At 39.6% G+C, this 25,636-nt stretch carries 23 protein-coding genes; 3 read left to right on the top strand and 20 right to left on the bottom strand.

Going from position 1 to position 25,636, the window contains the following annotated elements:
* Positions 1 to 119 precede the first annotated feature (119 nt).
* Positions 120 to 1,403 carry an amidohydrolase gene (locus AAGF08_RS14595; protein ID WP_343511990.1) on the top strand — a complete coding sequence of 428 codons (1,284 nt, stop codon included), beginning with the start codon at positions 120 to 122 and terminating at the stop codon, positions 1,401 to 1,403.
* 52 nt (positions 1,404 to 1,455) lie between these two features.
* On the opposite strand, the gene AAGF08_RS14590 is transcribed toward AAGF08_RS14595, so the two are convergent.
* The 4 genes from AAGF08_RS14590 to AAGF08_RS14575 all read right to left on the bottom strand — a co-directional run bounded on the left by AAGF08_RS14590 (position 1,456) and on the right by AAGF08_RS14575 (position 4,023).
* Positions 1,456 to 2,190 (bottom strand): DUF4249 family protein, encoded by a 735-nt coding sequence (locus tag AAGF08_RS14590; RefSeq protein ID WP_343512024.1) that lies wholly within the window; start codon positions 2,188 to 2,190, stop codon positions 1,456 to 1,458.
* Between the two features lie 12 nt (positions 2,191 to 2,202).
* On the bottom strand, positions 2,203 to 2,766 hold the full coding sequence (locus tag AAGF08_RS14585) for a Plug domain-containing protein (protein ID WP_343511989.1): 564 nt from the start codon (positions 2,764 to 2,766) through the stop codon (positions 2,203 to 2,205).
* An 8-nt stretch (positions 2,767 to 2,774) separates the two neighbouring features.
* Positions 2,775 to 3,107, bottom strand: coding sequence for a hypothetical protein (locus AAGF08_RS14580; RefSeq protein WP_343511988.1), 333 nt, complete (start codon positions 3,105 to 3,107; stop codon positions 2,775 to 2,777).
* Positions 3,108 to 3,204: 97 nt separating this feature from the next.
* Positions 3,205 to 4,023 (bottom strand): purine-nucleoside phosphorylase, encoded by an 819-nt coding sequence (locus AAGF08_RS14575; protein ID WP_343511986.1) that lies wholly within the window; start codon positions 4,021 to 4,023, stop codon positions 3,205 to 3,207.
* Between the two features lie 95 nt (positions 4,024 to 4,118).
* On the opposite strand from AAGF08_RS14575, the gene AAGF08_RS14570 reads away from it, so the two are divergent.
* Positions 4,119 to 4,643 carry an NAD(P)H-dependent oxidoreductase gene (locus AAGF08_RS14570; protein ID WP_343511985.1) on the top strand — a complete coding sequence of 175 codons (525 nt, stop codon included), beginning with the start codon at positions 4,119 to 4,121 and terminating at the stop codon, positions 4,641 to 4,643.
* A 3-nt stretch (positions 4,644 to 4,646) separates the two neighbouring features.
* On the opposite strand, the gene ftsZ is transcribed toward AAGF08_RS14570, so the two are convergent.
* The 16 genes from ftsZ to AAGF08_RS14490 all read right to left on the bottom strand — a co-directional run bounded on the left by ftsZ (position 4,647) and on the right by AAGF08_RS14490 (position 24,262).
* A complete protein-coding gene (gene ftsZ, locus AAGF08_RS14565; protein ID WP_343511984.1) occupies positions 4,647 to 6,311 on the bottom strand; it encodes a cell division protein FtsZ in 1,665 nt (554 codons plus the stop codon).
* A 95-nt stretch (positions 6,312 to 6,406) separates the two neighbouring features.
* On the bottom strand, positions 6,407 to 7,717 hold the full coding sequence (gene ftsA, locus AAGF08_RS14560) for a cell division protein FtsA (protein ID WP_343512023.1): 1,311 nt from the start codon (positions 7,715 to 7,717) through the stop codon (positions 6,407 to 6,409).
* 10 nt (positions 7,718 to 7,727) lie between these two features.
* Entirely contained in the window at positions 7,728 to 8,486 is a 759-nt protein-coding gene (locus tag AAGF08_RS14555; RefSeq protein ID WP_343511983.1) for a cell division protein, read from the bottom strand.
* Entirely contained in the window at positions 8,483 to 9,895 is a 1,413-nt protein-coding gene (gene murC / locus AAGF08_RS14550) for a UDP-N-acetylmuramate--L-alanine ligase (RefSeq protein ID WP_343511982.1), read from the bottom strand. The genes AAGF08_RS14555 and murC overlap by 4 nt, the downstream gene beginning before the upstream one ends.
* Positions 9,892 to 11,001 carry an undecaprenyldiphospho-muramoylpentapeptide beta-N-acetylglucosaminyltransferase gene (gene murG / locus AAGF08_RS14545; protein WP_343512022.1) on the bottom strand — a complete coding sequence of 370 codons (1,110 nt, stop codon included), beginning with the start codon at positions 10,999 to 11,001 and terminating at the stop codon, positions 9,892 to 9,894. Before murG ends, murC begins: the two co-directional genes overlap by 4 nt.
* 2 nt (positions 11,002 to 11,003) lie before the next feature.
* Complete coding sequence (locus AAGF08_RS14540) at positions 11,004 to 12,170, bottom strand: FtsW/RodA/SpoVE family cell cycle protein (RefSeq protein ID WP_343511980.1); 1,167 nt, start codon at positions 12,168 to 12,170, stop codon at positions 11,004 to 11,006.
* On the bottom strand, positions 12,167 to 13,519 hold the full coding sequence (gene murD / locus AAGF08_RS14535; protein WP_343511979.1) for a UDP-N-acetylmuramoyl-L-alanine--D-glutamate ligase: 1,353 nt from the start codon (positions 13,517 to 13,519) through the stop codon (positions 12,167 to 12,169). Before murD ends, AAGF08_RS14540 begins: the two co-directional genes overlap by 4 nt.
* 7 nt (positions 13,520 to 13,526) lie before the next feature.
* The gene (mraY, locus tag AAGF08_RS14530) at positions 13,527 to 14,738 is read right to left on the bottom strand and encodes a phospho-N-acetylmuramoyl-pentapeptide-transferase (RefSeq protein WP_343511978.1); all 1,212 of its coding nucleotides are present in this window, start codon (positions 14,736 to 14,738) and stop codon (positions 13,527 to 13,529) included.
* A 2-nt stretch (positions 14,739 to 14,740) separates the two neighbouring features.
* Positions 14,741 to 16,204, bottom strand: coding sequence for a UDP-N-acetylmuramoyl-L-alanyl-D-glutamate--2,6-diaminopimelate ligase (locus tag AAGF08_RS14525; protein ID WP_343511977.1), 1,464 nt, complete (start codon positions 16,202 to 16,204; stop codon positions 14,741 to 14,743).
* On the bottom strand, positions 16,205 to 18,313 hold the full coding sequence (locus AAGF08_RS14520; RefSeq protein ID WP_343511975.1) for a penicillin-binding protein: 2,109 nt from the start codon (positions 18,311 to 18,313) through the stop codon (positions 16,205 to 16,207).
* Positions 18,310 to 18,699 carry an FtsL-like putative cell division protein gene (locus tag AAGF08_RS14515; RefSeq protein ID WP_343511973.1) on the bottom strand — a complete coding sequence of 130 codons (390 nt, stop codon included), beginning with the start codon at positions 18,697 to 18,699 and terminating at the stop codon, positions 18,310 to 18,312. Before AAGF08_RS14515 ends, AAGF08_RS14520 begins: the two co-directional genes overlap by 4 nt.
* Positions 18,696 to 19,607 carry a 16S rRNA (cytosine(1402)-N(4))-methyltransferase RsmH gene (gene rsmH / locus AAGF08_RS14510; RefSeq protein ID WP_343511972.1) on the bottom strand — a complete coding sequence of 304 codons (912 nt, stop codon included), beginning with the start codon at positions 19,605 to 19,607 and terminating at the stop codon, positions 18,696 to 18,698. Before rsmH ends, AAGF08_RS14515 begins: the two co-directional genes overlap by 4 nt.
* 3 nt (positions 19,608 to 19,610) lie before the next feature.
* Positions 19,611 to 20,045, bottom strand: a complete 435-nt coding sequence (gene mraZ, locus AAGF08_RS14505; RefSeq protein WP_343511971.1) for a division/cell wall cluster transcriptional repressor MraZ — start codon at positions 20,043 to 20,045, stop codon at positions 19,611 to 19,613.
* Between the two features lie 371 nt (positions 20,046 to 20,416).
* Positions 20,417 to 21,643 carry a TCR/Tet family MFS transporter gene (locus AAGF08_RS14500; protein WP_343511970.1) on the bottom strand — a complete coding sequence of 409 codons (1,227 nt, stop codon included), beginning with the start codon at positions 21,641 to 21,643 and terminating at the stop codon, positions 20,417 to 20,419.
* Between the two features lie 154 nt (positions 21,644 to 21,797).
* Positions 21,798 to 23,891, bottom strand: coding sequence for a M56 family metallopeptidase (locus tag AAGF08_RS14495; protein WP_343511969.1), 2,094 nt, complete (start codon positions 23,889 to 23,891; stop codon positions 21,798 to 21,800).
* Positions 23,891 to 24,262: a BlaI/MecI/CopY family transcriptional regulator gene (locus AAGF08_RS14490; protein ID WP_343511968.1), complete on the bottom strand. Its 372-nt coding sequence runs from the start codon at positions 24,260 to 24,262 to the stop codon at positions 23,891 to 23,893. The genes AAGF08_RS14495 and AAGF08_RS14490 overlap by 1 nt, the downstream gene beginning before the upstream one ends.
* 231 nt (positions 24,263 to 24,493) lie before the next feature.
* Between AAGF08_RS14490 and AAGF08_RS14485 the strand changes: the two genes are divergently transcribed.
* On the top strand, positions 24,494 to 25,603 hold the full coding sequence (locus AAGF08_RS14485; RefSeq protein ID WP_343511967.1) for an alkene reductase: 1,110 nt from the start codon (positions 24,494 to 24,496) through the stop codon (positions 25,601 to 25,603).
* Positions 25,604 to 25,636: the final 33 nt, after the last annotated feature.

Raw genomic sequence — 25,636 nt, 5'->3', positions numbered from 1 at the left:
TCAAATCCAATAATTAATAGGCTAGATTTATTTACCTTAGAAAATTCATCTTCTTTTTGGAAAAAGTTAAAAAGAACTAAATTCTCAATAACATTGATCTCACACTTAAACCAAACAAATTGAAAAAGCTCCTCTTACCGTTCTTGTTACTTTCAATAGCAAGCTTCGGACAATCCAATCTCCGATCAAAAATTGATCAATCCTCCGATCAGGTGGAATCTAAAGTTATCGAATGGCGAAGGGATTTTCACAAATATCCTGAACTGGGTAATCAGGAATTTAGAACAGCAGAAAAAATAGCGGCACATTTACGTTCATTGGGAATGGAAGTGACAGAGGAAGTTGCTGTTACAGGAGTTGTAGGGATTCTAAGAGGTGGCAAGCCAGGTCCAATGGTGGGCCTTCGAGCCGATATGGACGCTTTGCCAGTAACAGAAAGAAACGATCTTCCATTTAAATCTGTCAATACCGCTACCTATAACGGTCAGGAGACTGGAGTAATGCATGCCTGCGGTCATGATTCTCATGTAGCAATTTTGATGGGGGTGGCAGAAGTACTGGCAGGGATGAAAGACGATTTAGAAGGTTCGGTTAAATTCATCTTCCAACCTGCAGAAGAAGGAGTCTACGATGTGGATATTGCTGGTGCGGAGCTTATGGTGAAAGAAGGAGTCATGGATGATGTAGATGCCATTTTCGGACTTCATATTTGGGCACAAATCGAGGCAGGAAAAATTGGCTACCGTTCAGGGCCTTTTTTGGCCGCAGTCGACAATTTAGAAATTTCAGTTAAAGGAACTCAAGCTCACGGTGCTGCCCCTTGGTCAAGTGTCGACCCAATTGTCACCTCAGCACAAATTATCACTGGTCTTCAGACTATTCTATCAAGAAATGTAAATATCACGGAAAACCCGGCTGTAGTTACGATTGGCGCAATTCATGGAGGAATTCGCCATAATATTATCCCTGAAAGTGTCGAAATGATCGGTACTGTCCGAACATTTGGTGATGAACAGCAGGCACTAGTTCACAAAAGAATAACTGAGATTGCCACCAATATTGCAGAAAGTGCGGGCGCTGTTGCTGATGTCAGAATTGGAAAACTATATCCATCCACAGTCAATCCTCCTGAACTCACTAGACAAATGACTCCTTCAATGATTGCTTCAGCCGGTGAAGGGAATGTTATCGCAATGCCTCCTGTAACAGGTGCTGAGGACTTTAGCTTTTTTCAGAGAGAAAAGCCTGGATTCTTTATTTTCCTTGGTGGAATGAAAAAAGGAGGGGATCCATTGACAACTCCCTCTCACCACACGCCTGACTTCTATATTGAAGAAAGCGGATTTAAGCTTGGCGTTCGTACTTTGAGCTACTTTGTAGTAGATTATATGGGAATGAAATAATAATTAAACCCATCAAAAAAAGGCCTCGATCCGAAACTGAATCGAGGCCTTTTTATTGGTCAAACCACCATAGCGGAGTATCATTGCTACAGTTTTTAAACTCACTACATCCCAGACAGGTTTTTGGGTAATCATCCAAAGATCTCTCCGGAGAATAAGTACAAACCTCTTGATTGAAAAAAGGCACATCCGCTCTGGTGGTATAGATTCTCGTAAGGTTTACTTTGGCAACTTCAAAATACCCCAATACTACGTCCTCACTATCATTTACATTGTAAACATTTCCATAAACAGGAGCTGGAGGTGTATCAAAAACGGAACCCGTATTATTTACTAATTCCTTTATCCTTCGCCAATATTCAAAAGCATCTTTATCATTACTCACCTGCCTCACATTAAAATAATGACGACTTAAGAACGATTCATCAATTTTTCTTTGGGCCACAATTTGTGTACTTTTTCCTCCGGGATTATTGAATAAATCCCCATCTACCAAAGTAATTCGAGCTGGATCAGGATAACCAAAAACATAACAGTCTGGTGGTGCTCTATTAAATGGATTTGGAAAAAATGTCAAATTCCAATAATAAGCCTCATCAACATCCCATCGCAAATAATAACCTCCAGTTTCCTCTGGCAAAGTTGCGACCGTCTCAATTGTAATAAAAGAAATCTCTGGTTGATCCTCGATAATCCCTCTTGTGAATAAATATGATAATTCATCAGAACCTACGGTTGTAGGCATCTTTTGCGGTATGGTCTGATAACTCCTTCCTTCCACCTCAATTTGAAGATAAATTTAGGTTGCTCTTTCCAAATCCAAGCCAGTGCTCATCTCATATTGTCCAGCTTTTGTTTCTGTATAAAGCACATTGGAACTCGATTCTGGATAATTGATAATTAGTTTAACAATCGCTCCCGAAACCGGCCTCGGCAAATCATTTATTGTATAATATTTCCCTACTCTCATTTGAATATTTAAGGCAGAACCTGCTCTACCTCCAAAATTTGCATGAAGATTGCCTTTATATAAAGTAAAAGTCTCTGTGACATCTGTGTTGAAAGCTGATAAAAACCCAAGGGCATGGTTAGAAATCAATACCATAGCCTCATCCATCAACAATAAATTTTGATCTGTCTTCGCTCCTCTCACGTTTATACCAGAAGTCCCTTCCCCAACAGAACTTACCCCCAGAAGCATTTGAAGTCCCTTAAAAATATCTGCTTCCCCAAGAAAGGCGGGGATAGACTTTAATTCCCGAGAGGTTAGTTTTGTGACGCCGGTTATTGGGTCTCTTACATTTCTGTCCGGTGAATCAGAAAGAACAACTACTCCATAAAGTTCAAAGCTTTTTTCCTCCATTTGGAGATTTAAAACCGCATTTTCATAAATGGTAATTTGTGTAAAAAGCGGGATCTTCGATAAGCTTCTAAATGTGACCCTGTGAACTCTTGTTCTAGATTTACCAGATAGGTGCCAAAACGATCAGAACTTATCCCGGAATAAGTACCATCTATGTGAAACCCAACTCCCTCAATGGGTTCTCTACTTGAATCATCGATAATTTTGCCCGTGAGAATATAGCTAGATGCATTATTCCCGGTGTTTTTTCCAAAAAAATAGCTAAGAGAATCACTTTGACCATAGAAAGGAATTACTCCCAAGAAAAGGAGTAATAAACAAAGCTTAAAAGCACACTTCATAATGGTTAGTTAATTTCAAAAAAACGAAATCTGTAATTTTAAAGTTAAACTAAAAAAATTCTTAGTGCTTCCCAATGAACTAAAACAGGCAAATTCTTCACATTCTCTTAACAAGCTCCGACATTACTTTTGCCATGATGGGTTCCGCCAAAGCTGCCGCCGCTAGAACATCAGCAATAGTGATTTTTTTTATTTTCCCCTCAACTCCCAAATCAGTAATTGCAGAAATGCCAAAAACTTCAATACCCATCTGTCTAGCTACAATGACTTCTGGAATGGTACTCATACCCACAGCATCTGCTCCGATAATTCTCAGATATTTATATTCTGAAGGGGTTTCCAAATTGGGACCTTGAACACCGGCATAAACTCCTGTGTGAAACATAAATTTATTTTCAATGGCAATTTCCTCTGCTAAAAGAATCAGTCTTTCAGAATAAGCATTACTCATATCAGGAAATCTAACTCCAAACTCATCTAGATTTTTCCCACGCAGCGGACTTTCAGGAAACAGATCTATGTGATCTTTGATAATCATTACTTCACCAATATGTTGGGAAGGATTTAAACCCCCACATGCATTCGAAACCAAAAGGTGTTTTACACCCATTAATTTCATCACTCGTACCGGAAAGGTGACTTCTTTCATGGAATACCCTTCATAATAGTGAAATCGCCCTTTCATCGCCACCACTTTTTTACCTCCTATGCTTCCAAAAATCAATTTACCTGAATGGCTTTCTACTGTAGATAATGGGAAATGAGGGATTTCGCTGTAGTCAATTTCAATATCAACTTGGATTTTATCAATCAGCTTGCCGAGTCCAGTTCCAAGAATAATTCCGATATTGACTTCTCCCGAATACAGGTTGCTTATAAATTGAGAAGCTTCTTTGATTTGATCTGTGTAGTTCATAGAAATAAAAATCAGGTGAAGTAAAGATATTAAAATTGACCTTTTTTCGAACTATTACCTTCAACACCTTGTATTAGTTGACAAAATAATCTCGAATGATCAAAATTATTGTTGGAACAAACCGAAAAAATTCAGTTTCTAAAGTCATCGCTGAACTTTACCAATCTATTCTTAAAGAAAAGGGTGCTGAATCTGAAATTTTAGAATTGGAAAACTTACCAATTGATTTTATCGGAACAGCTCTCTATGAAAACAATGGTAAAAATGAAGACTATAACCTATTTCATGATAAGGTGAAGTCTGGGGAAAAGTTTGTCTTTATAGTACCTGAATACAATGGGTCTTTTCCTGGTATTCTGAAAGCTTTTATAGATGGGATGACTTATCCAAATACTTTTCGGAACAAAAAAAGTGCTATCGTAGGTATTTCTTCTGGAATCGGGGGAGGTGGCATCGCTTTGAGCCACCTCACCGATATATTCCATTATTTGGGTATGCATGTCCTCGCTCTCAAGCCTAAGCTTGCTAAAATAGAGCAAAATATGTCAGATAACCTGCTCACCAACAGGCTTTACTTGGACTTATTGCAAACCCAGGCAGAAATGTTGTTAGAGTTTTAAGATCTAATCAACATTATCATGTAAGAATCTATTATTGCCTAGAATCTCATTTTCGTCATTCAAATTGAATTTACTGATATTCTCCTCTGAACTATGTTGAGGTTCATTCAATTTTACATTCTTACGTTGATATGCAGGTACTTCCATTTTCTCTTTCAATTCTTCCGGAGTAGGATTGAGAGTACGATTTCCTCTAAGCTTCTCAAACCGTTCGTGGGCTCTCTGAATAGCTTTCTGCTTCATTTGCTCATAATAGTCATTTGCATATAAAGGAGCAGCAGGTTCAGACTCTTCCTTCTTTGGTTGAGAATCTGATTTTTCTTCTTCTTCGTAAAGATCATGGACAATCTTTTCTTCCTCAGGCTTTACAAATTCAAATTCTGATTTCTCCTCCTGCTTCTGCTTGACCTCAAAATTAAATTCTGGCTCAACCTCCTTAGTCTCTTCTTTAGATTCAGTTTTTTCCTCTTTGCTCTTATCTGCGGAAGGAGCTGCTTTTGGGAAAGAAAAAACAAAAGTAGAATTGTTACCTACAGCATCTTCTTTAACTTTTTCACTCTTTCCAGAATCTAAATTTATCACCGTTTTAACTGCTTCAGGCTCCGGAGCTTTTTCGGTTACACTTGGAGCAATAACGGGAGTTGGGAGGGGAGTTTTCATTGCTGCTCTCTTTACACCTTCCAATCTATCCATTTCAAATCCGGTCGCAATTACTGTCACCCGAATAGCCTTACCCAATTCTGGATCTATACCTTGACCGAAAATAACTTCAGCATTATCACCAGCTTTCTCTTGGATATATTCAGTGATTTCACTCAACTCATCCATTGAAAGTTCCTCGTCTTCTCCCGACATGATAGAAAGTAAAATTTTCTCTGCTCCCTTGATATCCACATTGTTGAGCAATGGGGAGGAAATAGCAGAACCAGCAGCACGGATGGCTCTTCCTTCTCCTTCTTCGGTAGAAGATCCCATTACCGCCGCACCTGCATCTTTCATAACAGTTTTCACATCTTCGAAATCGACGTTTACATCCTGATGAATTGTGATGATTTCAGCGATGGATTTTGCAGCAGTAGTCAAAATATCATCTGCTTTACCAAAAGCAGTTCTGATCGCAAGATTACCATAAATCTCTCTTAGCTTATCGTTCAAAATCACCAACACGGTATCACAATTCTCACGAAGAGCTTCAATACCTTGCTGTGCAACATTCATTTTCTTTCGACCCTCAAACATGAACGGCGCGGTTACGATTCCTACCGTTAAGATGTTTAGTTCTTTTGCGATTTTAGCAATCACTGGTGCAGCACCTGTACCGGTTCCGCCACCCATTCCGGCAGTTATAAATACCATTTTGGTATTATCTGCCAAGAGTTCACGAATCTCGTCCTGAGATTCTATCGCAGCATTTTTCCCTTGCTCAGGATTTGCTCCTGCACCTAAACCTTCTGTGAGGTTTGCTCCCAATTGAAGTCTCAAAGGAACTGGACTAGATTTCAAAGCTTGCGCATCGGTATTGACTACCACAAACTCCACATCTTTAATTCCTTGGCTGAACATATGGTTTACGGCATTAGAACCGCCCCCACCTACGCCAATTACTTTGATAATCGACTTCTGATTTTTTGGAAGATCAAATCTGTAATCTTTCATGTTATCTGACATATTTATTGTTTTGGTGAATTAGTTTCTTTGTTTTTCTAAAAGGTAATCCAGGGAAATAAATGGCAAAGCCATTTATCTCCGCTCAATCATAAGCCCTAGTAGGTAATATCGTCACCGATATCATCGGTAATTATTCCTTTCAGTTTTGCTCCTATGCTTCTGAAAATATCTTTGGTCAAAAATTCTTTATTGCCCGGTTTAACTATTGGGGCTGAATTAGCCAACCTTTTCTTGTATCCTTCTTCCCTTTCATCAAGTGATTTAAAGCCAGCTAAAACCAAACCGACTGAAGTAGCATACATCGGAGATTTTACCTCTTCGACCACTGACTTACCCAAATGTTCGTTTGGATAGCCAATCCGAGTATCGAGGCCAGTCATATATTCAAAGAGTTGGCTGATACACTGCAATTGAGACCCTCCACCTGTCAGGACAATACCGCCGGCAAGCTTCTTATAGTGACCCGATTGCATTATCTCATTTTGGACTATCTCAATGATCTCCTCCATTCTGGCTTCGATGATGGAGGCAAGGTTTCGAATTGAAATCTCTTTTGGAGGTCTATTTCTCAATCCAGGAATCGAGACAATCTCATTTGGATTCGCTTCGTTGGCAATTGCTTTTCCAAATCTGGTTTTTAACAATTCGGCTTGATTTTGCATCACCATGCAACCTTCCTTAATATCCGTTGTGATGATGTTACCTCCCAAAGGAATTACCGCTGTATGTCTAATAATATTCTCATAGAATATGGCGATGTCAGTGGTTCCTCCTCCTATATCTACAAGACAAACACCGGCCTCTTTTTCTTCATCGCTAAGTACAGAAAGTGAACTTGCCAATGGTTCGAGAATTAACTGCTTGGAAGTGAGGTTAGCTCTTCGAACGCATCGGTTGATATTATTGATTGCTGCGGTTTGTGCTGTAATAATGTGAAAGTCGGCCTCAAGACGAGTACCAGACATTCCTACAGGATCTTTGATCCCACCTTCATAGTCTACAGTGTAATCCTGAGGCATCACATGGATAATACTATTCCCTGGAGGCACAACGATATTCTCCATATCACTGGAAAGTCGTCTTACATCTTCTACTGTGATTTCATCTTCAGTTGGGGTTCGCATGATACTCCCATGCACAATTTTACTTTGGATGTGTTGACCGGCAATACCTACAATTACCTCAACAATATCCACGTCAGCCATTTCGGAAGCATCTTCCACAGCCTTTTGGATAGCATGTACGGTCTTGTCAATATTCGTCACCACGCCACGGTTTACGCCGTCTGATACGGCTTTTCCCATTCCGAGCACCTCGAGTTTGCCAAACTCATTTTTTCGGCCGATGATCGCACAGATTTTGGTTGTACCAATATCCAGTCCGACGATTAGTCTGTCATTTTCCATTCCCAAGCTATTATTCACAAACAATTTGATCTTTAAACTTTACACTTACCCGCTCATAAGCATTCCAGCCCTTTCGCGGTAAAATCTCCTTATAGAAGACCTCAATTTTTTTAAACTTCTCAGCAATATCCTGAGCCCCTCCAAAGTCAATTACCTGCTTACCTACCTGCTGCATCATCTGGATATCTGTTTTCGAGTTAATCTCCAATTCAGGTATCTGGGCAGACCAGAAGTCATCATTGACAATGAAATTGATTAAATCCATCAACTCTGGCATCTGCTCATTTACATCTCCCTTTTCCATGATGAGTTCAGCTTCTTTACCTTGCAAAATCAGAACTCGGCTTGTATAGGAAGGAGAGGTAGGAATTACTTTTCCTTCCACTGTGATATATCCATCAGCAGCATAAGAGCGAGCTATTCTGGCAATGGGCTGATGTTGTTCAATCTTTATATGCAAGATTCCCTTTTGGCCCAAAGAGGCTTCAACCGACTTGATAAAAGGATGCCCATTTAACCGCTGCTCTACTTCTTTCAACCTCACTTCTTCAAGCATTAATCCTGCTTTCAACTCAGGGAATGCTGCTTTCAAAATCTCTTGAACCTCCTTTTCTTCCACAAAATAAACTCCGCTAACACCATTGATATCAATTTCAGCACCTTGATAGGTTTTGTAGAGCGTTTGCTTTTCGACAAACCCGATAAAGCCGATCAGTACGATACATAGTACCAGAAAAACAAGCGTCTTTTTGATTCTTATCTTTTTCATACGGCATTCAATTTTTGTCTGGAATTCATCCAGGCAGCGATCCCTGGAACCAAACGATCTATATCTCCAGCTCCCAAAGTCACAAGTACTTCAGGGTTTGATTTTTCCAAGTGGTCCATCAAATCTTCCTTCCTAACCAAAGACTTTTTCTTTGATTGAATCTTCTCTAAAAGCATTTTCGAACTCACTCCTTCTATAGGTAATTCCCTTGCCGGATAGATATCCAGTAAAATCACTTCGTCAGCTAAAGACAGACTTTCTGAAAATCCTTCTGCAAAATCTCGGGTTCTTGAATAGAGATGAGGCTGAAATACCACCGTCAATTTGCTCATAGGGTACATCGCAATGACCGAACTCAAGAAAGCTCGGATTTCCTCAGGATGGTGAGCGTAATCATCAATGTAAACTAGCTTCTCATGATTTACATGAATTTCAAACCTTCTTTTTACCCCCCGGAATGACGCTAATCCCTTTCTGATTTGCTCATCAGAAACGCCATGTTCTATCGCAATAGCAATGGCGGCCAATGCATTTTCCACATTATGAAACCCTGGTATGAATAATTCTAAATGAGGTATTATTTTTTGGTTATCCAGATAGTCAAAAACAAAGGAACCCGGTCTTGCCTGAATATTATTGGCTCGAATTCCCTCCGATCTCAATCCATATAATCTAGTGGTTACTTTAGGCATTCTCTCTTTGCCTAATCGGTCTGCCGCATTGTATTGAATAAATAGCTTTCCCTTTTTGTCGATAAGTTTGACAAATTCTCCAAAGCCATCTAGAATGGTGTTCTCATCTCCGTAGATATCCAAGTGATCAGCATCCGTGCTTGTTACTACTGCTTCATTTGGATGCAGTCTTAAGAAAGATCTATCAAATTCATCTGCTTCAACGACTACCAAAGTCTGTTCCTTGGCCTTCTTATCTCCAAGAATCAAATTGCTCTGGTAATTCTGAGTGATCCCTCCAAGAAATGCAGCTACTGGTTTGCATGCAACTTTCAATAGATGAGCAATCAAAGAAGAGGTAGTTGTCTTTCCATGAGTTCCAGCCACTGCGATAGTATGGAAATTGGCAGTCACGATTCCCAATACTTCAGACCTTTTCTTTAATTCAAAACCATGTTCACGGAAATACGCCAATTGAACACTGTCTTTTGGCATGGCGGGAGTCCACACGATTAAAGTAGAACCCGATGACTTTTTCACTTTCTTAGGTATCGTTTCTAAAGAATCTTCAAAAGTCACCGGCATTCCTTCGGCGATTAATTCCTCTGTCAATGGTGAAGGTGTACGATCATATCCGGATACAGCATATCCCTCATGATGAAACCACCGGGCCAAGGCACTCATGCCTATGCCGCCGATTCCAAGGAAATAAACGTTATGTATACCTTCGAAGCTCATGCTACCAATTGTTCAATTTCTTTTCTAATGGCTACTGCCGCATTCGGTTTTGCCAAACTTTTCATATTTGATCCCAAGGACAATGCTTTGGAGGGATCGGCTATCAGTTCATCCAACTTCAATTTCAATTTTCCTACAGCATCACTATCTTTTAAAATCCATGCGGCATTGTGACTCACATATGCCATGGCATTTTTGGTTTGATGATCCTCAGCTACGTTTGGTGAAGGGATGAAAATCACGGGCTTCCCAACTATTGAAAGTTCAGAAACCGATAAAGCTCCTGCTCTGGAAACGATGACATCAGCTGCAGCATAAGCCAAATCCATTTCTCGAATAAATTCCCGTAAATGAATATTCTCTAAACCAGCAGCATCAGTTTTCTCAAGCATTTCTTTGAAATAGTATTTACCTGACTGCCATAGTACTTGATATCCTGATTTATCGAGTTTTTTCATATCCTTCAAAACAGCCTGATTCAATGTTCTTGCTCCCAAAGAGCCCCCTAGAACCAACACTGTTTTCTTCCCCTCTTTAAGACCAAAATGATGGAACGCTTTTTCTCTCTTACCTTCTAACTCAAGAATATCTTTTCGAACAGGATTACCCGTATAGGCAATCTTATCTACTGGAAAAAACCGCTCCATATTTGGGTAGGCAACACATATCTTGTTTGCTTTTTTTGCCAATATTTTATTGGTTAATCCAGCATATGAATTCTGCTCCTGAACCAGCGTTGGAATCCCTTTGCTCTGAGCAGCATATAGAATTGGACCGCTGGCATATCCTCCCACTCCCACAACTACATCTGGTCGAAACTCCTTCACCATTTTTTTTGCTATCATTAGGCTCTTCAATAGCTTGAAAGGGAATTTCAAGTTTTCTGCTGTCAAACTTCTTTGCAGCCCTGCAACTGGCAACCCTTCAATTCTATATCCTGCCTCAGGAACTTTTTGCATTTCCATTTTCCCTAGAGCTCCTACAAAAAGAATCTCGCTGTCTGGAAATTCATCTTTCCAGGCATTAGCAATGGCAATGGCCGGATAGATATGCCCTCCGGTTCCCCCTCCACTAATCATGATGCGATATGTTCTATTCTTTTCGATAGTTAAGCTGTTCTAAGTCTTGATTTATTTACAGAATTCATACTGCCCATCTCTTCATCTTGATGATCTCCTCTACTTACAGATAGAATAATTCCTAATGAAATTCCAGTAAATACTAAAGAGGTCCCTCCCATACTTAAAAGCGGAAGTGGCAAGCCGGTAATTGGTCCAAGACCAACAGCAACTGCCATATTTACTAAGGCTTGAATTACGAGAGCAAAACTGAGTCCTGCGGACAACAGTCCTCCAAAGGCTTTATTGGAATTTGCGACGATTCTCATGCCTCTATAGAGCAATGCCAGATAGAGAAAGAGTACTGAAACACCACCTACTAAGCCATATTCTTCAATAATAATGGCATAAATGAAATCTGAATAAGGGTGAGGCAAGGAATTTCTCTGCTCGCTATTTCCAGGGCCCTTCCCTGTGACGCCACCCGTTGCTATTGCGATGTAAGATTGTTCTGCCTGAAAAGGCACTTCTTCCTCATCCATAAATGCTTCGATTCTGGAAAAGAAAGTATCTCCTCTTTGGCCCAAGAAAACTGCCGCAGTTAATCCCAGAACCCCAACCATGACAACCATAGCTAGATACTTTACCGGAACCCGTCCTATAAACATGATCAGCAAGCAAGTCAGAAGGAGTAATATTGCCGTTGACATATTTGCCATTGCAATCAATAAGCAAATCACTCCAATGGAGATAATGATAGGGACAAAAGTGTTTTTAAAGTCTTTGATATTATTTTGTTTCCTGGCTAACATGGCAGCCAATGCTGCTATTAAGGCTAGTTTCGCCAAATCTGAAGGTTGAAATGCCTGATTAATCACTGGAATGGTTAGCCATCTGTTTGCCTCATTAATATTTGAGCCAAACATATAGGTTAACATTAATAATGGAATCGATAAGAACATGGCTAACCTGGCGTAAAGAGCATAATTCTTATAAGGAATTTTATGTGCAAACCACATTACTACCAGTGATACTAATACCAAAAAAGAATGCCTAAACAAATACACCTCCGTATTGCCTCCTGCATATTTATAAGCCAAGGATCCTGTCGCAGAATAAACTACCAGAATACTGAAAAGAGACAACAAGATCACAATCCCCCAAATAAGAGGATCTCCTTTAAAGTGCTCATCTATCCATGCCTTAAACTGATTCATGCGATGGTTTCTGGTTTGAGTTCATTAACAGCAGCACGAAATTGTTCGCCGCGATCTTCATAATTCTTAAACAAGTCAAAACTTGCACATGCAGGAGATAGTAAAACAACATCTCCTGGTACTGATATAAGTTGCCCCCATCTTACCGCTTCTTTGATATCCTGTGTTTCCCGGATATCATTCACCGAAGGGTTAAATGCTTTTTTCAACTTTTCATTATCTTTTCCTAGGCAGATTAGACATTTTACTTTCTCTTCTACCAATTCTAAAACTGAGCTATAATCATTGCCCTTGTCTACTCCACCCGCTATCCACACCAAAGGATTTTTATAAGCTCCCAAGGCGTAAGCCGTTGCTTCTATATTCGTTCCTTTACTGTCATTTACGAACTTCACTCCATCAATTTCTCGAACAAGCTCCATTCTATTAGGGGCATTTTTGAAAGTGCTAAAAGCCTTGATCATGGATTCTTCGCTTACTCCTGCAAGCATCGCGGCCATTCCAGCACAAAGTGCATTCATCACATTATGCTCTCCTTGAATAGAAAGTACTTCCAAAGGAATCGAAACTAACTTCTCATCGGCTCTGAATCCTAATGAACCATTGGAAACGAAAGCTCCTTGTTCCACTGGCTTCTCATTTGAAAACCAATAAGTTTCAGGCATGAATTTCACTTTAGTTAAACCCTGTCTAGTCAATGGGTCAACTTCATTCAAAATCGCCTGATTTCTAGGTCCCATATTTTTAAACAATCCAAACTTGGACTGTATGTAGTTCTGAATTTTATATTCGTATCGATCTAAATGGTCTGGAGTAATATTTGTCAGAATTGCTATGGTTGGCTTGAAGGAATAAAAACCATCAATCTGGAAACTGCTACATTCTATTACCCACCAATCATGATCGCCTTCCAATAATTGAGCAGCCCAACTTTTCCCTACATTACCTGCCAAACCAACATCTATTCCTGCTGATTTTAGCAAATGATAAGTCAAAAGCGTTGTGGTCGTCTTTCCATTGGTTCCGGTTATAGCTATTACTTTTCCTTTACTATATCGGAAGGCAAATTCTAATTCATCAATTACCGCAATCCCTTCTTTCAAAGCTTTTTCAACAATGTCAGCGGTGCTTGGAATACCAGGAGATTTTATGATCAAATCAGATCCTAGAATTCTTGATTCTGTATGTATACCTTCTTCAAAAGGAATCTTTTCCTCTTTCAACTTATCTTTCCTGGCTTCACTAATCTTTCCAGAATCTGAAACCCAAACAGCAAAGCCATTCCGTTTTGCGAGCAATGCTGCTCCCAATCCGCTTTCTCCCGCTCCTAGAATGGCTATTCGCTTCATTTTCTTATTATCTCAACTTTAATATTGCCAATGTGATGACCGCCAAAAGAATCCCAATAATCCAGAATCGAGTCACGATTTTGGATTCCGGTATATTTTTCTTTTGGTAGTGATGATGTAATGGTGACATGAGAAATATTCTCCTGCCCTCCCCGTATTTTTTCCTAGTGTATTTGAAATAACTGACCTGAATTATTACGCTGGCATTTTCTATGACAAATACTCCGCACATGATTGGGATCAGTAATTCCTTGCGTAGTGTCAAAGCCAAAACAGCAATGACTCCCCCAAGCATCAAACTTCCGGTATCTCCCATAAAGACTTGGGCCGGATAGGCATTGTACCATAGGAATCCGATACAAGCCCCAATAAATGCCGAAGTGAAAATCACCAATTCCCCTGAATTTGGGATATACATGATATTGAGGTATTGGGAGAAAATGGCATTACCACTGATGTATGCAAAAATCGCAATAGTCAAACCTATGATGGCAGATGTACCTGCTGCCAACCCATCAATTCCATCAGTAATATTCGCTCCATTTGATACCGCTGTAATGATGAAAATCACGACCAAAATATATAGTACAGGAGTCATGGCCTCACCCATAAAATCAAGTAAGGTTTCGTAATTCAACTCATTATTTTTGACAAATGGGATAGTCGTTTTTGCCACATTTACATCTTTAAATGCTGGAGTCTCAACAACACCTTCTTCAATAGATACAGGATTTTGAAATTCCCTAATGACCACTTCCTCATTGAAATAAAGCGTGGCACCAACGATAATTCCAATACCTATCTGTCCAACGATCTTGAATTTCCCTGCGAGACCTTCTTTGTTTTTTCTGAATACCTTGATGTAATCATCTAAAAAGCCAATCCCGCCCAACCAAACTGTAGTAATCAATAAAAGAATGATGTAAACATTATTAAGATCAGCAAAAAGAAGCGTTGGAATTAAAATCGCAGCAATCATCATCAACCCACCCATGGTTGGTGTGCCTTTTTTCTGAGACTGCCCTTCTAGTCCAAGATCACGGACTGTTTCTCCGATTTGCTTTCTCCGAATCCAATTGATGATATTCTTACCAAAAGTGATAGTAATGATCAAAGAAAAAAGCGCAGCCATCCCTGCCCGAAAAGAAATATATCGAAATACTCCTGTTCCAGGAATGTCTAAGACTCGATCTAAATATTCAAAAATCGGATATAACATTCTTAGCTCTGGGTAAATTGCGTTAATAATTCCATTACCACTTCTGCATCATCAAAATGATGTTTCACTCCTTTTATTTCTTGGTAATCCTCATGGCCTTTTCCAGCGATCAGGATAATATCCCCTTTATTAGAAAGCATGCATGCCGTTTTAATTGCCTCTTTTCTGTCTTCAATTGTTAAAACTTTTCTAATTTCTGATGGCCCAATTCCTTCTTGCATGTCTTTCAAAATTTCCAAGGGGTCTTCAAAACGAGGATTATCTGAAGTTAAAATCGCTTTATTACTTTCCTGAACAGCGATTTTTGCCATAATTGGCCTTTTGGTTTTATCTCTATTTCCTCCACATCCAATGACGGTGATCAGTTGTTCTACTCCAGTTCGGACACCATTGATAGTTTTTAGGACATTATCCAATGCATCTGGAGTATGTGCATAGTCTACTATCGCTGTGATTCCTCCGATAGAAATCCGATCAAACCTTCCTTTCGCCCCTTTGATAGCAGACAGCTCACGAAGAACTTCTTCTTCTTCCTCTCCCAACAATACAGCTGTTGCCATCACCGCCAAAAGATTATAAGCATTAAATGATCCAATCATTAAAAACCATATCAACTTACCATTGATGTCCAGCTCCAATCCTTCTAGCGTGTTGGAAATAACTTTAGCTTTGAAATCGGACGGGGATTTAAGCCCGTATGTCTGGTGTGTTGCCTTGCAATTCTGAAGCATAACCATGCCTCGCTTATCATCCTCATTGACTAAAGCAAAAGCATCTTTAGGAAGATCATCAAACAATTTTTTCTTGGCTTTGATATACTCATCAAAGGTTTTGTGATAATCTAAATGGTCGTGAGAAATATTTGTAAAAACAGCTCCTGTCAATTTCAAACCGGCGATTCGCTCCTGCACTATCGCATGTGAACTTGCTTCCATAAAGCAATGCGTGCAACCAGCATCTAGCATTTTGCGAAGCAAAGCCTGAACACTTACCGAATCAGGAGTTGTATGCGTAGCCGGGATAACCTCTTCATTTATCTTATTCTCTACGGTAGAGAGCAATCCGGTACTATATCCCAAAGCCATGTATAGCTGATGAAGCAATGTAACGGTTGTGGTTTTACCATTGGTACCTGTTACTGCTACTACTTTGATTTTTTCGGAAGGATTATCAAAGAAGTTTGCAGCCATGATTCCCATGGCTTTTGCCGAATTCACTACCTGTACGTAAGTGATTCCATCTGTTAGTTCAGAAGGTAACTTCTCGCATATAATTACTTTAGCACCTTTTTCTATAGCAGTTTCTATAAATTCGTGCCCATCCACCTGTGTTCCTGGAATAGCTACAAAAACTGATCGATCAACCACTTTTCGGCTATCAAAGACAATATTCTTAATCCGCAATTCCATATCACCGGTAGTGCTGATCAGAGATACTTTATACAATATGTCTTTTAGTACTTTCATTTAGCCTAAAACAAGGTTAATGGTGGCGTTATTGATTAATTCTGAACCTGGAGAAAGCGATTGATTTTTAACAACTCCCTTTCCTGAATAATTGACTTTTAGCCCTTTGTTTTCTAGAATATATAAGGCGTCTTTCAGTGGTAATCCTGACACGTCGGGAACCAAAGGTTTATCCATTTCATTGTTTTGCCATTGGATATCATCTCCTGTCGAGATGGTTCTTACCCATTCCTCTGCATTTGCTGGACTGGTTTTTACACCTAACTCATCAAAAATCTCATTTAGCTCGCCGCCTCTTCCTGCCTTGATTAATGGTGTCTTTGGATTGGAATTTTCTGCTTGGAAAATCTGACTCTGATTGGATGGATTCAACTCTATATCCAAAGCATAAATTCTGTCTGCTATTTCTTTGAAAACCGGCGCTGAGACATCACCACCATAGGCTGCAAAACCTTTTGGACTATCTATCACCACAATCATGGAATATTTGGGGTTGTCAGCTGGGAAATATCCTGCGAAACTCGTGTAATACTTTTGGGTATATTTCCCGTCAATTAGCTTTTGGGCAGTGCCTGTTTTTCCAGCGATTTTGTAATCAGCATTTGCAATATTTCTTGCTGTTCCTCTTACGACAACGCCTTCTAAAAGCTCTTGCAGTGACTTAATGGTTTTATCAGATGCTATTTGCTTTCGGATAATTTCAGTTTCATACCGCTCTTGAATGGTACTACCCTTCGCGATTGCTTTTACAATAATTGGCTTGACCATGGTTCCCCCATTCGCCACAGCATTATATAAAGCAAGTGTGTGTAGCGGGTTTAATTTGATTTCATAGCCAATAGAAATCCATGGCAAGGATGTTCCATACCAATTTTTGTCTCCTGGTTTTTTAAAATATGGTTTTCCTTCTCCCACCAACTGGAAGCCAACTGGTTCTTTTAAACCGGCCTGATCCACATATGCCATAAATTTGGAAGGACTAGAGCCAAAGTGCTCATCTACCAATTTTGAAATACCGACATTCGATGATTTCTCAAAAGCTTCACGAACTGTTAATGTCCCATAGCCTCCATACTTGGCATCTCTCATAGTGCGGTCATAGAATTTATGGGTACCGTTTCCAGTCTCCACTTTGTCATTCAAACTTATTTTATTCTCCTCGAGAAGAGCCAGCATGGAAAGAAGTTTGAAAGTAGACCCGGGCTCGGTATTCCCTTGATCCCCTATGGCAAAATTGTAATTCTCCCCATAGCCATTACCACTCTTATTTTTTTGAAGATTTGCTATGGCTTTGATTTGCCCTGTTTTAACTTCCATGACGATTACAGATCCAAACTCAGCATCCCGATCTTTTAATTGTTTCAATAATGCCGTTTCAGCAACATCCTGAATATTAACATCCAGTGTAGTAATCACATCAAAACCATTTTCTGGTTTTACATCCTCAGCATCAAACACAGGTTTCCAGCTTCCCCCCGCCAATCTTTGAAACAAGGCTTTTCCGTCTTTTCCTTTTAAATATTCATTGAATGAATACTCTATTCCAGCACCGTAATTATCTTCATTCAAAAAGCCAACTGTTCTACTTGCCAGAGAATTAAAAGGTCTATATCGTTTCTCTACTTTCTCGAATAATACGCCTCCACCTAATCTGCCTCCTCTGAAAATCGGCCACTTTGACATTTGCTGCATATCTTGGTATCCAATCTGCCTTCTGTTTAGCACCAAGTATCGCTTATTGTCCTTTCGGGCATCTGTGATCATCCTTTTATATGCCTTGGCAGATTTATCTTTATAAAAAGCAGAAAGCTTCCCGGAGAGGGAATCAATTTTTCCCTTGAAACGATCATCCTTAACTATAGTGGGATCGATAGCGACTCTATAAAATGGAAGACTAGTAGCCAAGAGACTTCCATCACCCGCATAAACATTCCCCCTTGTGGCTGCAACTTCTCTATATTGAAAATTGATAGTCTCAGCTTTTTCCCTCCATTTATCTCCTTCATCCAATTGCAACTGAGCAATACGATAGGGTATTGCTGCCGCAACCAGCGCAACGAGGATGAAAACCACCCTTACTCGGAGCAATATGGATCGCTTTATATTCACTTATCAATTTCTATTTTTATCGGTGGCTGATTTAATTCTTCTATATCTTGTGAGGCAACTCGCTTAGCAACTTCTGATTGCATACTACTTAGCATGTATTCAGCCTCTAGGGTTGTTACATCCGCTCTTAGATCTTCTACTTCCTGCTGAGCTTTCTCAATTTTCCTCACCATATTTTCGGCACGGTGATTACTCCATATATAGATGAGTGCTAAAAAAACCATGAAGCCTACCGGCGGAACGAGTTGAACTGGGACTCCTTCTCCCAGCAAACCAGTCACATTTAGTTTTTCTTCTATCCAGGTGAAAATGGTTTTCCTTTTCCCATTCCCACTTTTGGGAGTATTCCCTTTTTTTAACCGCTTCTTAAATGTGTTTTCACTCATTTTCCTGTCTTTTTAGCAATTCTCAGCTTGGCACTTCTTGCTCTCGGATTTCTCGCTATTTCCTCTTCATCGGCTACCACTATCCCACGGCTTACCGGTTCAAGAGGCCTTATCAGATTCCCATAAAAATCCTTTTCTACTTCACCCTGAAATTTCCCTTTTTGGATCAGGTTCTTGACCAATCGGTCCTCAAGACTATGATAGCTCATTACTACCAGCCTACCTTCGGGTTTCAGAAGATCTATGGAATCAAGTAACATTTCTTCCAAAGCACCCATTTCATCATTTACTTCGATTCTCAAGGCCTGAAAGACCTGTGCATAATATTTAAAGTCTTTGCCCCTAGGAGCATATTTCTTCAGAAAAGCAGTAAAGCCTTCCGTCGTTTCAAAAGGTTTGGAAGCCCGCTCTGCTACAATGGCTTGCGCCAAAGTTTTGGCATTTTTAACTTCCCCATAAATGCCGAAAATCTTATGAAGTCTCGTCTCTTCATAAGTATTCAAAACTTCTTTGGCAGATAGGTCTGAAGATTGATTCATCCTCATATCCAGCTCGCCGCTAAATCGGGTGGAAAACCCCCTACCTGGTTCATCAATCTGGTGAGAAGAAATTCCTAGATCTGCCAATATTCCATCTACCTTTCTCACCCCATGAAGCCGGAGATATCTCTTCAAATCCCTAAAATTTGCCTGGACGAAAGTAAAGTTTTCACTCGCAGGGACATTCGCGACAGCATCCACATCCTGATCAAATCCATATAGATGCCCTTTGTCCAGATGCTTCAATATTTCCCTGGAATGTCCGCCTCCTCCAAATGTGACATCGACATAAATTCCATTAGGATCAATAGCCAAGCCTTCAGTGCATTGAGCTAGCATCACTGGAATATGGTAAACAGACTCTGTCATGATTTAGGAGAGGTATTTTTCCATCAATGCCGATAAGTCAGCCGGATCAGGGATGACATTCTTGGCATGATTTTCTGGATTCCATATTTCTATTCTTGTCCCGTTTCCGGCGACAACCACTTCTTTTTCAAGTCCTGAATAAGCTTGAAATGTCTTTGGTATCAATAGCCTTCCAGCGCTGTCCAACTCCACATCGACTACTGTATTGAAAAAGGCACGTTGCAATGCACGTTGTTCAGGATTATTGATGTTCAGAGATTTTATCTGATTCTCCAACTTCCTGTACTCAACCATGGGATATAAAGCAAGGCAATGATCCTCGGCCATTCGAAGCATCAAAGTAGTCCCATTAGCCTCTGGAATCGCTGCCTTAATTTTTGCCGGCAGCGCCAGACGACCTTTCGGATCTAGCTTACAATCGTAATGGCTGTTAAACATCGCTTTGTTATATCTAATAAATGTGGTAAAGACAAAAGTAATAAAATGATATACACATTCTACCACTTTGCCCCACTTTTTCCCACTTTATCTTAAAAGTAGCCAAAACTTTGGTCCAACCCAATATTTATCTAAATATTTCGAGGATTTTTTTAAGGGTATTCAAATGATTAACAGGTCTTTATAAATTTCAAAAAGTCTTGATTTTAGCCAGTTTAGAGGGTTTTTTTTTCAGAATAATCCAATTTATCATTTACTTGCGAATTCAACCTCCGAAAAAGTGGTGCATTTTCCCATTTTTTTTGACAGCCTAAAATTCATAAATCAACTCTTAGATTTTTTCTAAATATATAGTTGAAAGAAATTCTCCACTAAACAGCTTTCAAAAACCGAGTTGAAAGTACCCGATATGCGAAAAAGAGGCTGATCACCATAAGCAAAGCCGCTAGATAAAAAGATGCTCCTGGCAAATAAAAAGGAGCTTGATCTGTACTAAAATAAGCAAATATTGAATTCATCATTAACGGTCCGATGATGGAAGTCAAACTAACTAAACTAGTCAATGCCCCTTGTAATTCACCCTGCTGATTAGAAGGGACTTGGCTTGAAATAATACCCTGTAAGGCCGGTCCAGAAATTCCTCCCAGACAATAGGGTATTAAAAAAACAAACATCATCCAACTTACAGAAGCAGCTCCAAAACAAAAAAGTCCTATTGCATTCAATCCTATCCCTACATATACCGAATTGGCTTGTCCCAGTTTTGGGATTGCTATCCGAATCAATCCTCCTTGGACCAGAGCCACTAATAAACCTACCACACCCAGAGAATAGCCCACCATTGCTTCATCCCAATTGAATTTAAACATGGTATAATATGCCCAATTGCTTTGAACGGCATGACCAGCAATATAAATCAAAACCAAAGAGACCACGAGGCCAGATATTACCGGGTATTTTCTTAAGTGCATCAAGGATCCAATAGGATTTGCTCTTCTCCATTCAAAAGTCCTTCTTTCTGATCTTTCAAGGGATTCAGGAAGGACGAAATATCCATACATCACATTCAACAAAGAAAGTGCGGCAGCTACCAAAAATGGAGCCCTTGGGCCAAATTCTGCTCCGGCAATTCCTCCAATAACGGGTCCTATAATAAATCCAAGACCAAATGCTGCTCCGATTAAACCAAAATTTTGAGATCGCTTTTCCGGTGTGCTAATATCAGCGATATAAGCAGTAGCAGTAGTAAAACTAGCTCCAAAAATACCTGCTACTAATCTCCCGACAAACAGCCAAAAAAGTGTAGGGGCTAATGCATGAAACACATAATCTATCCCTAATCCAAGAAGTGAAAGTAGCAGAACAGGGCGCCTTCCATAACGGTCAGAAAGCCCTCCCATAATTGGAGAAAATATGAATTGCATCGCAGCAAATGAAAACAAAAGCCAACCTCCATATTGAGAAGCTTTACTCAAACCTTCCCCAGTTAATTCTTCAATTAGGCTAGGCACGACAGGAATAATCACGCCAAGTCCAATTACATCTACCAAGATTGTAATGAATATAAAGAGAAGGGATCGTTTTGAATTTTGCATCATAAACATATAAAAGATCAAACATAGAATTCTTGTTTGAATTTTTTAAACGCCAGGACCAATCTAAAACAAAAAAACCTGTTCATTAAACAGGCTTTTTTTGAAGCATCAACACACAATTACCTTTTCAGGCATTTATCTTACTTAGAACGGTTAACTAGTTGTTATCGTTTTTATTCTTAATTTCTTCTTGAATTCTATTTTGAAATTCCTGGATTTTGGCTGCGTTCTCTTTTTGCCATATTTCCATCTTTCGTTGATATTCTTCCATTTTTGGCTGCATCTCCTTCTCCCATGCCTTCATCTTTGCTTCAAATTCCTTTAATCTGGGCTCATTTGATTTTTGCCATTCCTGCATCTGCTTTTCAAATTCTTTCATCTTTGGCTCGTAGGCTTTTTGCCACTCTTCCATCTTCTTCTCAAACTCCTTCATCTTAGGCTCATTGGCTTTCTCCCACTCTTTCAATTTCAGCTCATACTCCTTCATTCTAGGCTCATTTTCTTTTTCCCAAGCCTTCATTTTCTCTTCGAATTCTTTCATTTTCGGCTTCATGGTTTTCTCCCATTCAGCTGCTTTTCTCTCCATTTCTTCAGCTCTTAACTCCATATCTTTCTTCCACTTTTCCTTCTCGGCCTTGGTCATTCCCACTGTGTCTTGATGCATCTCCTTCCAATCAGCCCCAAAGTCCCAGAATCCTTCCATTCCTTCAAATTCCATGGGAGGCATTGGTGCCATCTCAAACTCCATTGGTGGCATTGGCGCCATTTCAAATTCAAAGTCAGGCATTGGAGCCATTTCAAAATCCATCTCCGGAGCCATTCCCAATTCAAAATCCATTAACGGAGCCATCGCTTCTCCAGGGAATTCGGGCATCGGAGCCAACTCCAATTCAGGCATATCTTCAAGGTAAATGGTCTTTCCATTATGTTTATAAACGAAAGTTCCTTTCTTGTTTCCTTTCATAATCACCGTATCTCCTTCCCGGATGATTGTATCCCCTTTGATCTGGATACGGTATTCTTTCCGGTCATTCAACTCGATTACTTCATTATTATCATTCACCCAGACTGGATTGCCATCTGTGATAATGATTTTTTCACCCTTTTCAGGCATGGTATCCAAAGATTCATTGAGAATTTTAATTGCCTTTGGAGCAATCACAGAAGCAACTTCTGTCTGATTGATCGGCTGAATTTTTTCGGTTTTTGCAGGAGCATCCTGCTGTGCACTTGCCATCAAGCCAGCGCTAAGTATTAAAGTGATTAACATTGGGATAGAAATTATAGGGTTCTGAGGATATGTCTGAGCTGGGTAGCCCATGATTCTTTTGATTCTTTGTAGGGTTGGATTTCTTTTTTTACCAGCTGCAAGCGCCAACTCAGGTGGATTTTGCTTCGCAAAGTTTAAAACCTCAGCAAGTCCATAAGCCAATTCTTTGGCAGAAACTCCGGCAGTTACTGCAAGATCATCTGATGCATTTTCACGCAATTCTTTAACAGTCTGACTCATCCACCAAAAACAAGGATGATAGAAGAAAACCACTTCCAAGCTAGACTGGACGAGGTTAGCTAGGTAATCATTTCTCTTTACATGTGCTAATTCGTGCGCTATAATGGCTTCCAATTGAGCAGGTGAAAGCTGAAATATTAATCCTGCAGGTATAAGAACGATTGGTTTAAGAAATCCAAAAGTGATGGGTGATTGCCCAAATTCAGTGATCCTTAATTGCACGCTTTTATTGATGCACAGCCTTTTCCCTACTCTAGACATCATTTCATTTAGGTGGGAGTCCAAGTTCAATTTTGAAGACTTTCTTAACAATCGGATTTCAGAAAGACTATTGAAAAGGCGGAACATAAATAATATAGCTCCTACAAACCAAAAATTCACCAAAATCGGGAGCTGAACCTCTATCCAATGAATTAAAAAAGGAACAAAAGATTCAATAGATGTAGTAGATGTTTGATCTGCCTGATCTAAGAGCATGGCGTCAAAAACCACCTTATCAAAAAGGGAGGATGGAGCCTGCCCAATAAGCTGGTAGATGAACGTCCCGGCAGCTATTATAAATGAAAGTCCAAGTGCACCAAGTGCAATTCCATATTTAAAAGAAGGACTTCTTTTAGCAAATAACTTCAGCATTATCCAGAGTGCTACCCCGATAACTACAAGCTGCCAAATAGAATGAACCAATGTCCATCCCAGGGCATACAAAAGATCATCTGGTATCAAATCGTTAATAATTGTCATCAGGATTTTTGTTCTAGTTGGTCTAAAAATTCTCTTATTTCATTCAATTCTTCCTTGGAAGGATTCTCTTGGCCAAGTGCCTGCATCACCAGCTTTTTCGCAGAACCGCCAAAAGCAGTTGTCATCAGATTTTTAATCAAAGACTTCTGAGTTTCTCCTTGATTTGTGGCAGGTTTATAGATATGCGTTCTACTTTTTTCGTCTCTGGTCACCATCCTTTTCGAATGCATAATCTGCATGATTTTCAGCGTGGTGGTATATCCGGTTTCTTTGGTTTTGGAAATCTCCTCGTGAATCTGTCTCACACTGGCTTCTTTCTTTTCCCAAAGCAGGGATAAAATCTCTAATTCAGCTTCTGTAGGTTTGCTCATGACTTTGTTATACGACATCTTTCGTACAAAGTTATACGAAGACAATCGTAATATCAAAATATCTACGAAAATAATCGTATTAAAAAGTGTTAAATCACTAGATATCAATGGAAAAACCCTTCATAAATAATTCTAGAAGAGGATTTCAAGTATCTAACACAACAATGAACTTTCCTGCTCAGACATTAGTTGTATACACATATAATTTTTAATAAAAACCAACTAAATACAATGAGTAAGAATCAAGCACTATTAAAACCAATCACGGTCGGAAATCTTAATTTATCCAATCGAGTCTGGATGGCTCCAATGACTAGGTCTAGAGCAGCAAATCCAGAAAATAAACCATTCGAAATTCACGCAGAATACTATAAACAAAGAGCCTCTTCTGGTCTGATTATTACCGAAGGATCCCAGATTTCTAAAAGAGGTGTAGGATACATTAATACACCTGGAATCTATTCGCAAGAACAAATAGAGGGCTGGAAAGAAGTAACTAAAGCTGTTCATGAAGAAAATGGACATATTTTCATTCAGCTCTGGCATGTAGGTAGAATTTCACATCCTGACTTCCATAATGGTGATTTGCCTTTAGCACCTTCGGCAATCAATCCAAATGTAAAATCTTATACTCCAGAAGGCTTTAAGGAAACTGTCACTCCTAAAGCGATGAGCCTTGAAGAGATCAAGCAGACTATCGAAGATTTCAAAAACGGAGCAAAAAATGCAATGGAAGCAGGTTTTGACGGAATTGAGATCCACTCTTCCAATGGATATTTACTACACCAGTTTTTCAACGGAACAAGTAATGTCCGAACTGACGAATATGGCGGAAGCATTGAAAACAGAGCTAAAATCCTTTTTGAAGTGATCAATGCAATCAAGGAAGTAATGCCTGAAAATAAAATCGGTGTGCGATTGAATCCATCGCTGAATGGTGTTTTTGGAATGAAAGCTGATGAAGAAACTATCCCAACTTTTGATTACATCATTAACAAGTTAAATGAGTACGACTTAGCATATCTACACTTATCAGAGCCATTTACTGATGTTTCAGATAATCCATATTTAGAGTCACATATTGCCAAAAGATATCGACCTATCTATAAAGGCACATTGGTCATCAACAATCAATTTGATCAGGAAAAAGGAAATAAAATCATCGAAGAAGGGCTGGCAGATGCTGTAGCTTTTGGAAAGCTGTATATCTCAAACCCTGATTTACCTGTTCGTTTTGAAAACAATGCGCAATTAGCAGAATGGGATCAGAATACTTTTTATACCCCTGGTGAAAAAGGGTATACAGACTACCCGTTACTCGAAGAATCAATAGTTGGATAATCACCGAATGGGCCGGAAATTCCGGCCTTTTTT

The organism is Algoriphagus sp. SE2 (assembly GCF_039563885.1).
GTDB lineage: Bacteria > Bacteroidota > Bacteroidia > Cytophagales > Cyclobacteriaceae > Algoriphagus.
The sequence above is the reverse complement of the archived record's forward strand: the minus strand, read 5'-3'. Positions and strand labels throughout refer to the sequence as shown.

Bases quoted from the DNA above. Each gene is read 5' to 3' on its own strand.
- AAGF08_RS14540 (WP_343511980.1), bottom strand. From the start codon at position 12,170: ATGAATCAGTTTAAGGCATGGATAGATGAGCACTTTAAAGGAGATCCT.
- murD (WP_343511979.1), bottom strand. From the start codon at position 13,519: ATGAAGCGAATAGCCATTCTAGGAGCGGGAGAAAGCGGATTGGGAGCA.
- murC (WP_343511982.1), bottom strand. From the start codon at position 9,895: ATGAGCTTCGAAGGTATACATAACGTTTATTTCCTTGGAATCGGCGGC.
- AAGF08_RS14580 (WP_343511988.1), bottom strand. From the start codon at position 3,107: ATGAAGTGTGCTTTTAAGCTTTGTTTATTACTCCTTTTCTTGGGAGTA.
- AAGF08_RS14495 (WP_343511969.1), bottom strand. From the start codon at position 23,891: ATGACAATTATTAACGATTTGATACCAGATGATCTTTTGTATGCCCTG.
- AAGF08_RS14485 (WP_343511967.1), top strand. From the start codon at position 24,494: ATGAGTAAGAATCAAGCACTATTAAAACCAATCACGGTCGGAAATCTT.
- AAGF08_RS14555 (WP_343511983.1), bottom strand. From the start codon at position 8,486: ATGAAAAAGATAAGAATCAAAAAGACGCTTGTTTTTCTGGTACTATGT.
- AAGF08_RS14490 (WP_343511968.1), bottom strand. From the start codon at position 24,262: ATGAGCAAACCTACAGAAGCTGAATTAGAGATTTTATCCCTGCTTTGG.
- AAGF08_RS14515 (WP_343511973.1), bottom strand. From the start codon at position 18,699: ATGAGTGAAAACACATTTAAGAAGCGGTTAAAAAAAGGGAATACTCCC.
- ftsA (WP_343512023.1), bottom strand. From the start codon at position 7,717: ATGGAAAATGACAGACTAATCGTCGGACTGGATATTGGTACAACCAAA.
- mraY (WP_343511978.1), bottom strand. From the start codon at position 14,738: ATGTTATATCCGATTTTTGAATATTTAGATCGAGTCTTAGACATTCCT.
- AAGF08_RS14570 (WP_343511985.1), top strand. From the start codon at position 4,119: ATGATCAAAATTATTGTTGGAACAAACCGAAAAAATTCAGTTTCTAAA.
- AAGF08_RS14525 (WP_343511977.1), bottom strand. From the start codon at position 16,204: ATGAAAGTACTAAAAGACATATTGTATAAAGTATCTCTGATCAGCACT.
- rsmH (WP_343511972.1), bottom strand. From the start codon at position 19,607: ATGACAGAGTCTGTTTACCATATTCCAGTGATGCTAGCTCAATGCACT.
- AAGF08_RS14500 (WP_343511970.1), bottom strand. From the start codon at position 21,643: ATGATGCAAAATTCAAAACGATCCCTTCTCTTTATATTCATTACAATC.
- AAGF08_RS14575 (WP_343511986.1), bottom strand. From the start codon at position 4,023: ATGAACTACACAGATCAAATCAAAGAAGCTTCTCAATTTATAAGCAAC.
- ftsZ (WP_343511984.1), bottom strand. From the start codon at position 6,311: ATGTCAGATAACATGAAAGATTACAGATTTGATCTTCCAAAAAATCAG.
- mraZ (WP_343511971.1), bottom strand. From the start codon at position 20,045: ATGTTTAACAGCCATTACGATTGTAAGCTAGATCCGAAAGGTCGTCTG.
- AAGF08_RS14585 (WP_343511989.1), bottom strand. From the start codon at position 2,766: ATGGAGGAAAAAAGCTTTGAACTTTATGGAGTAGTTGTTCTTTCTGAT.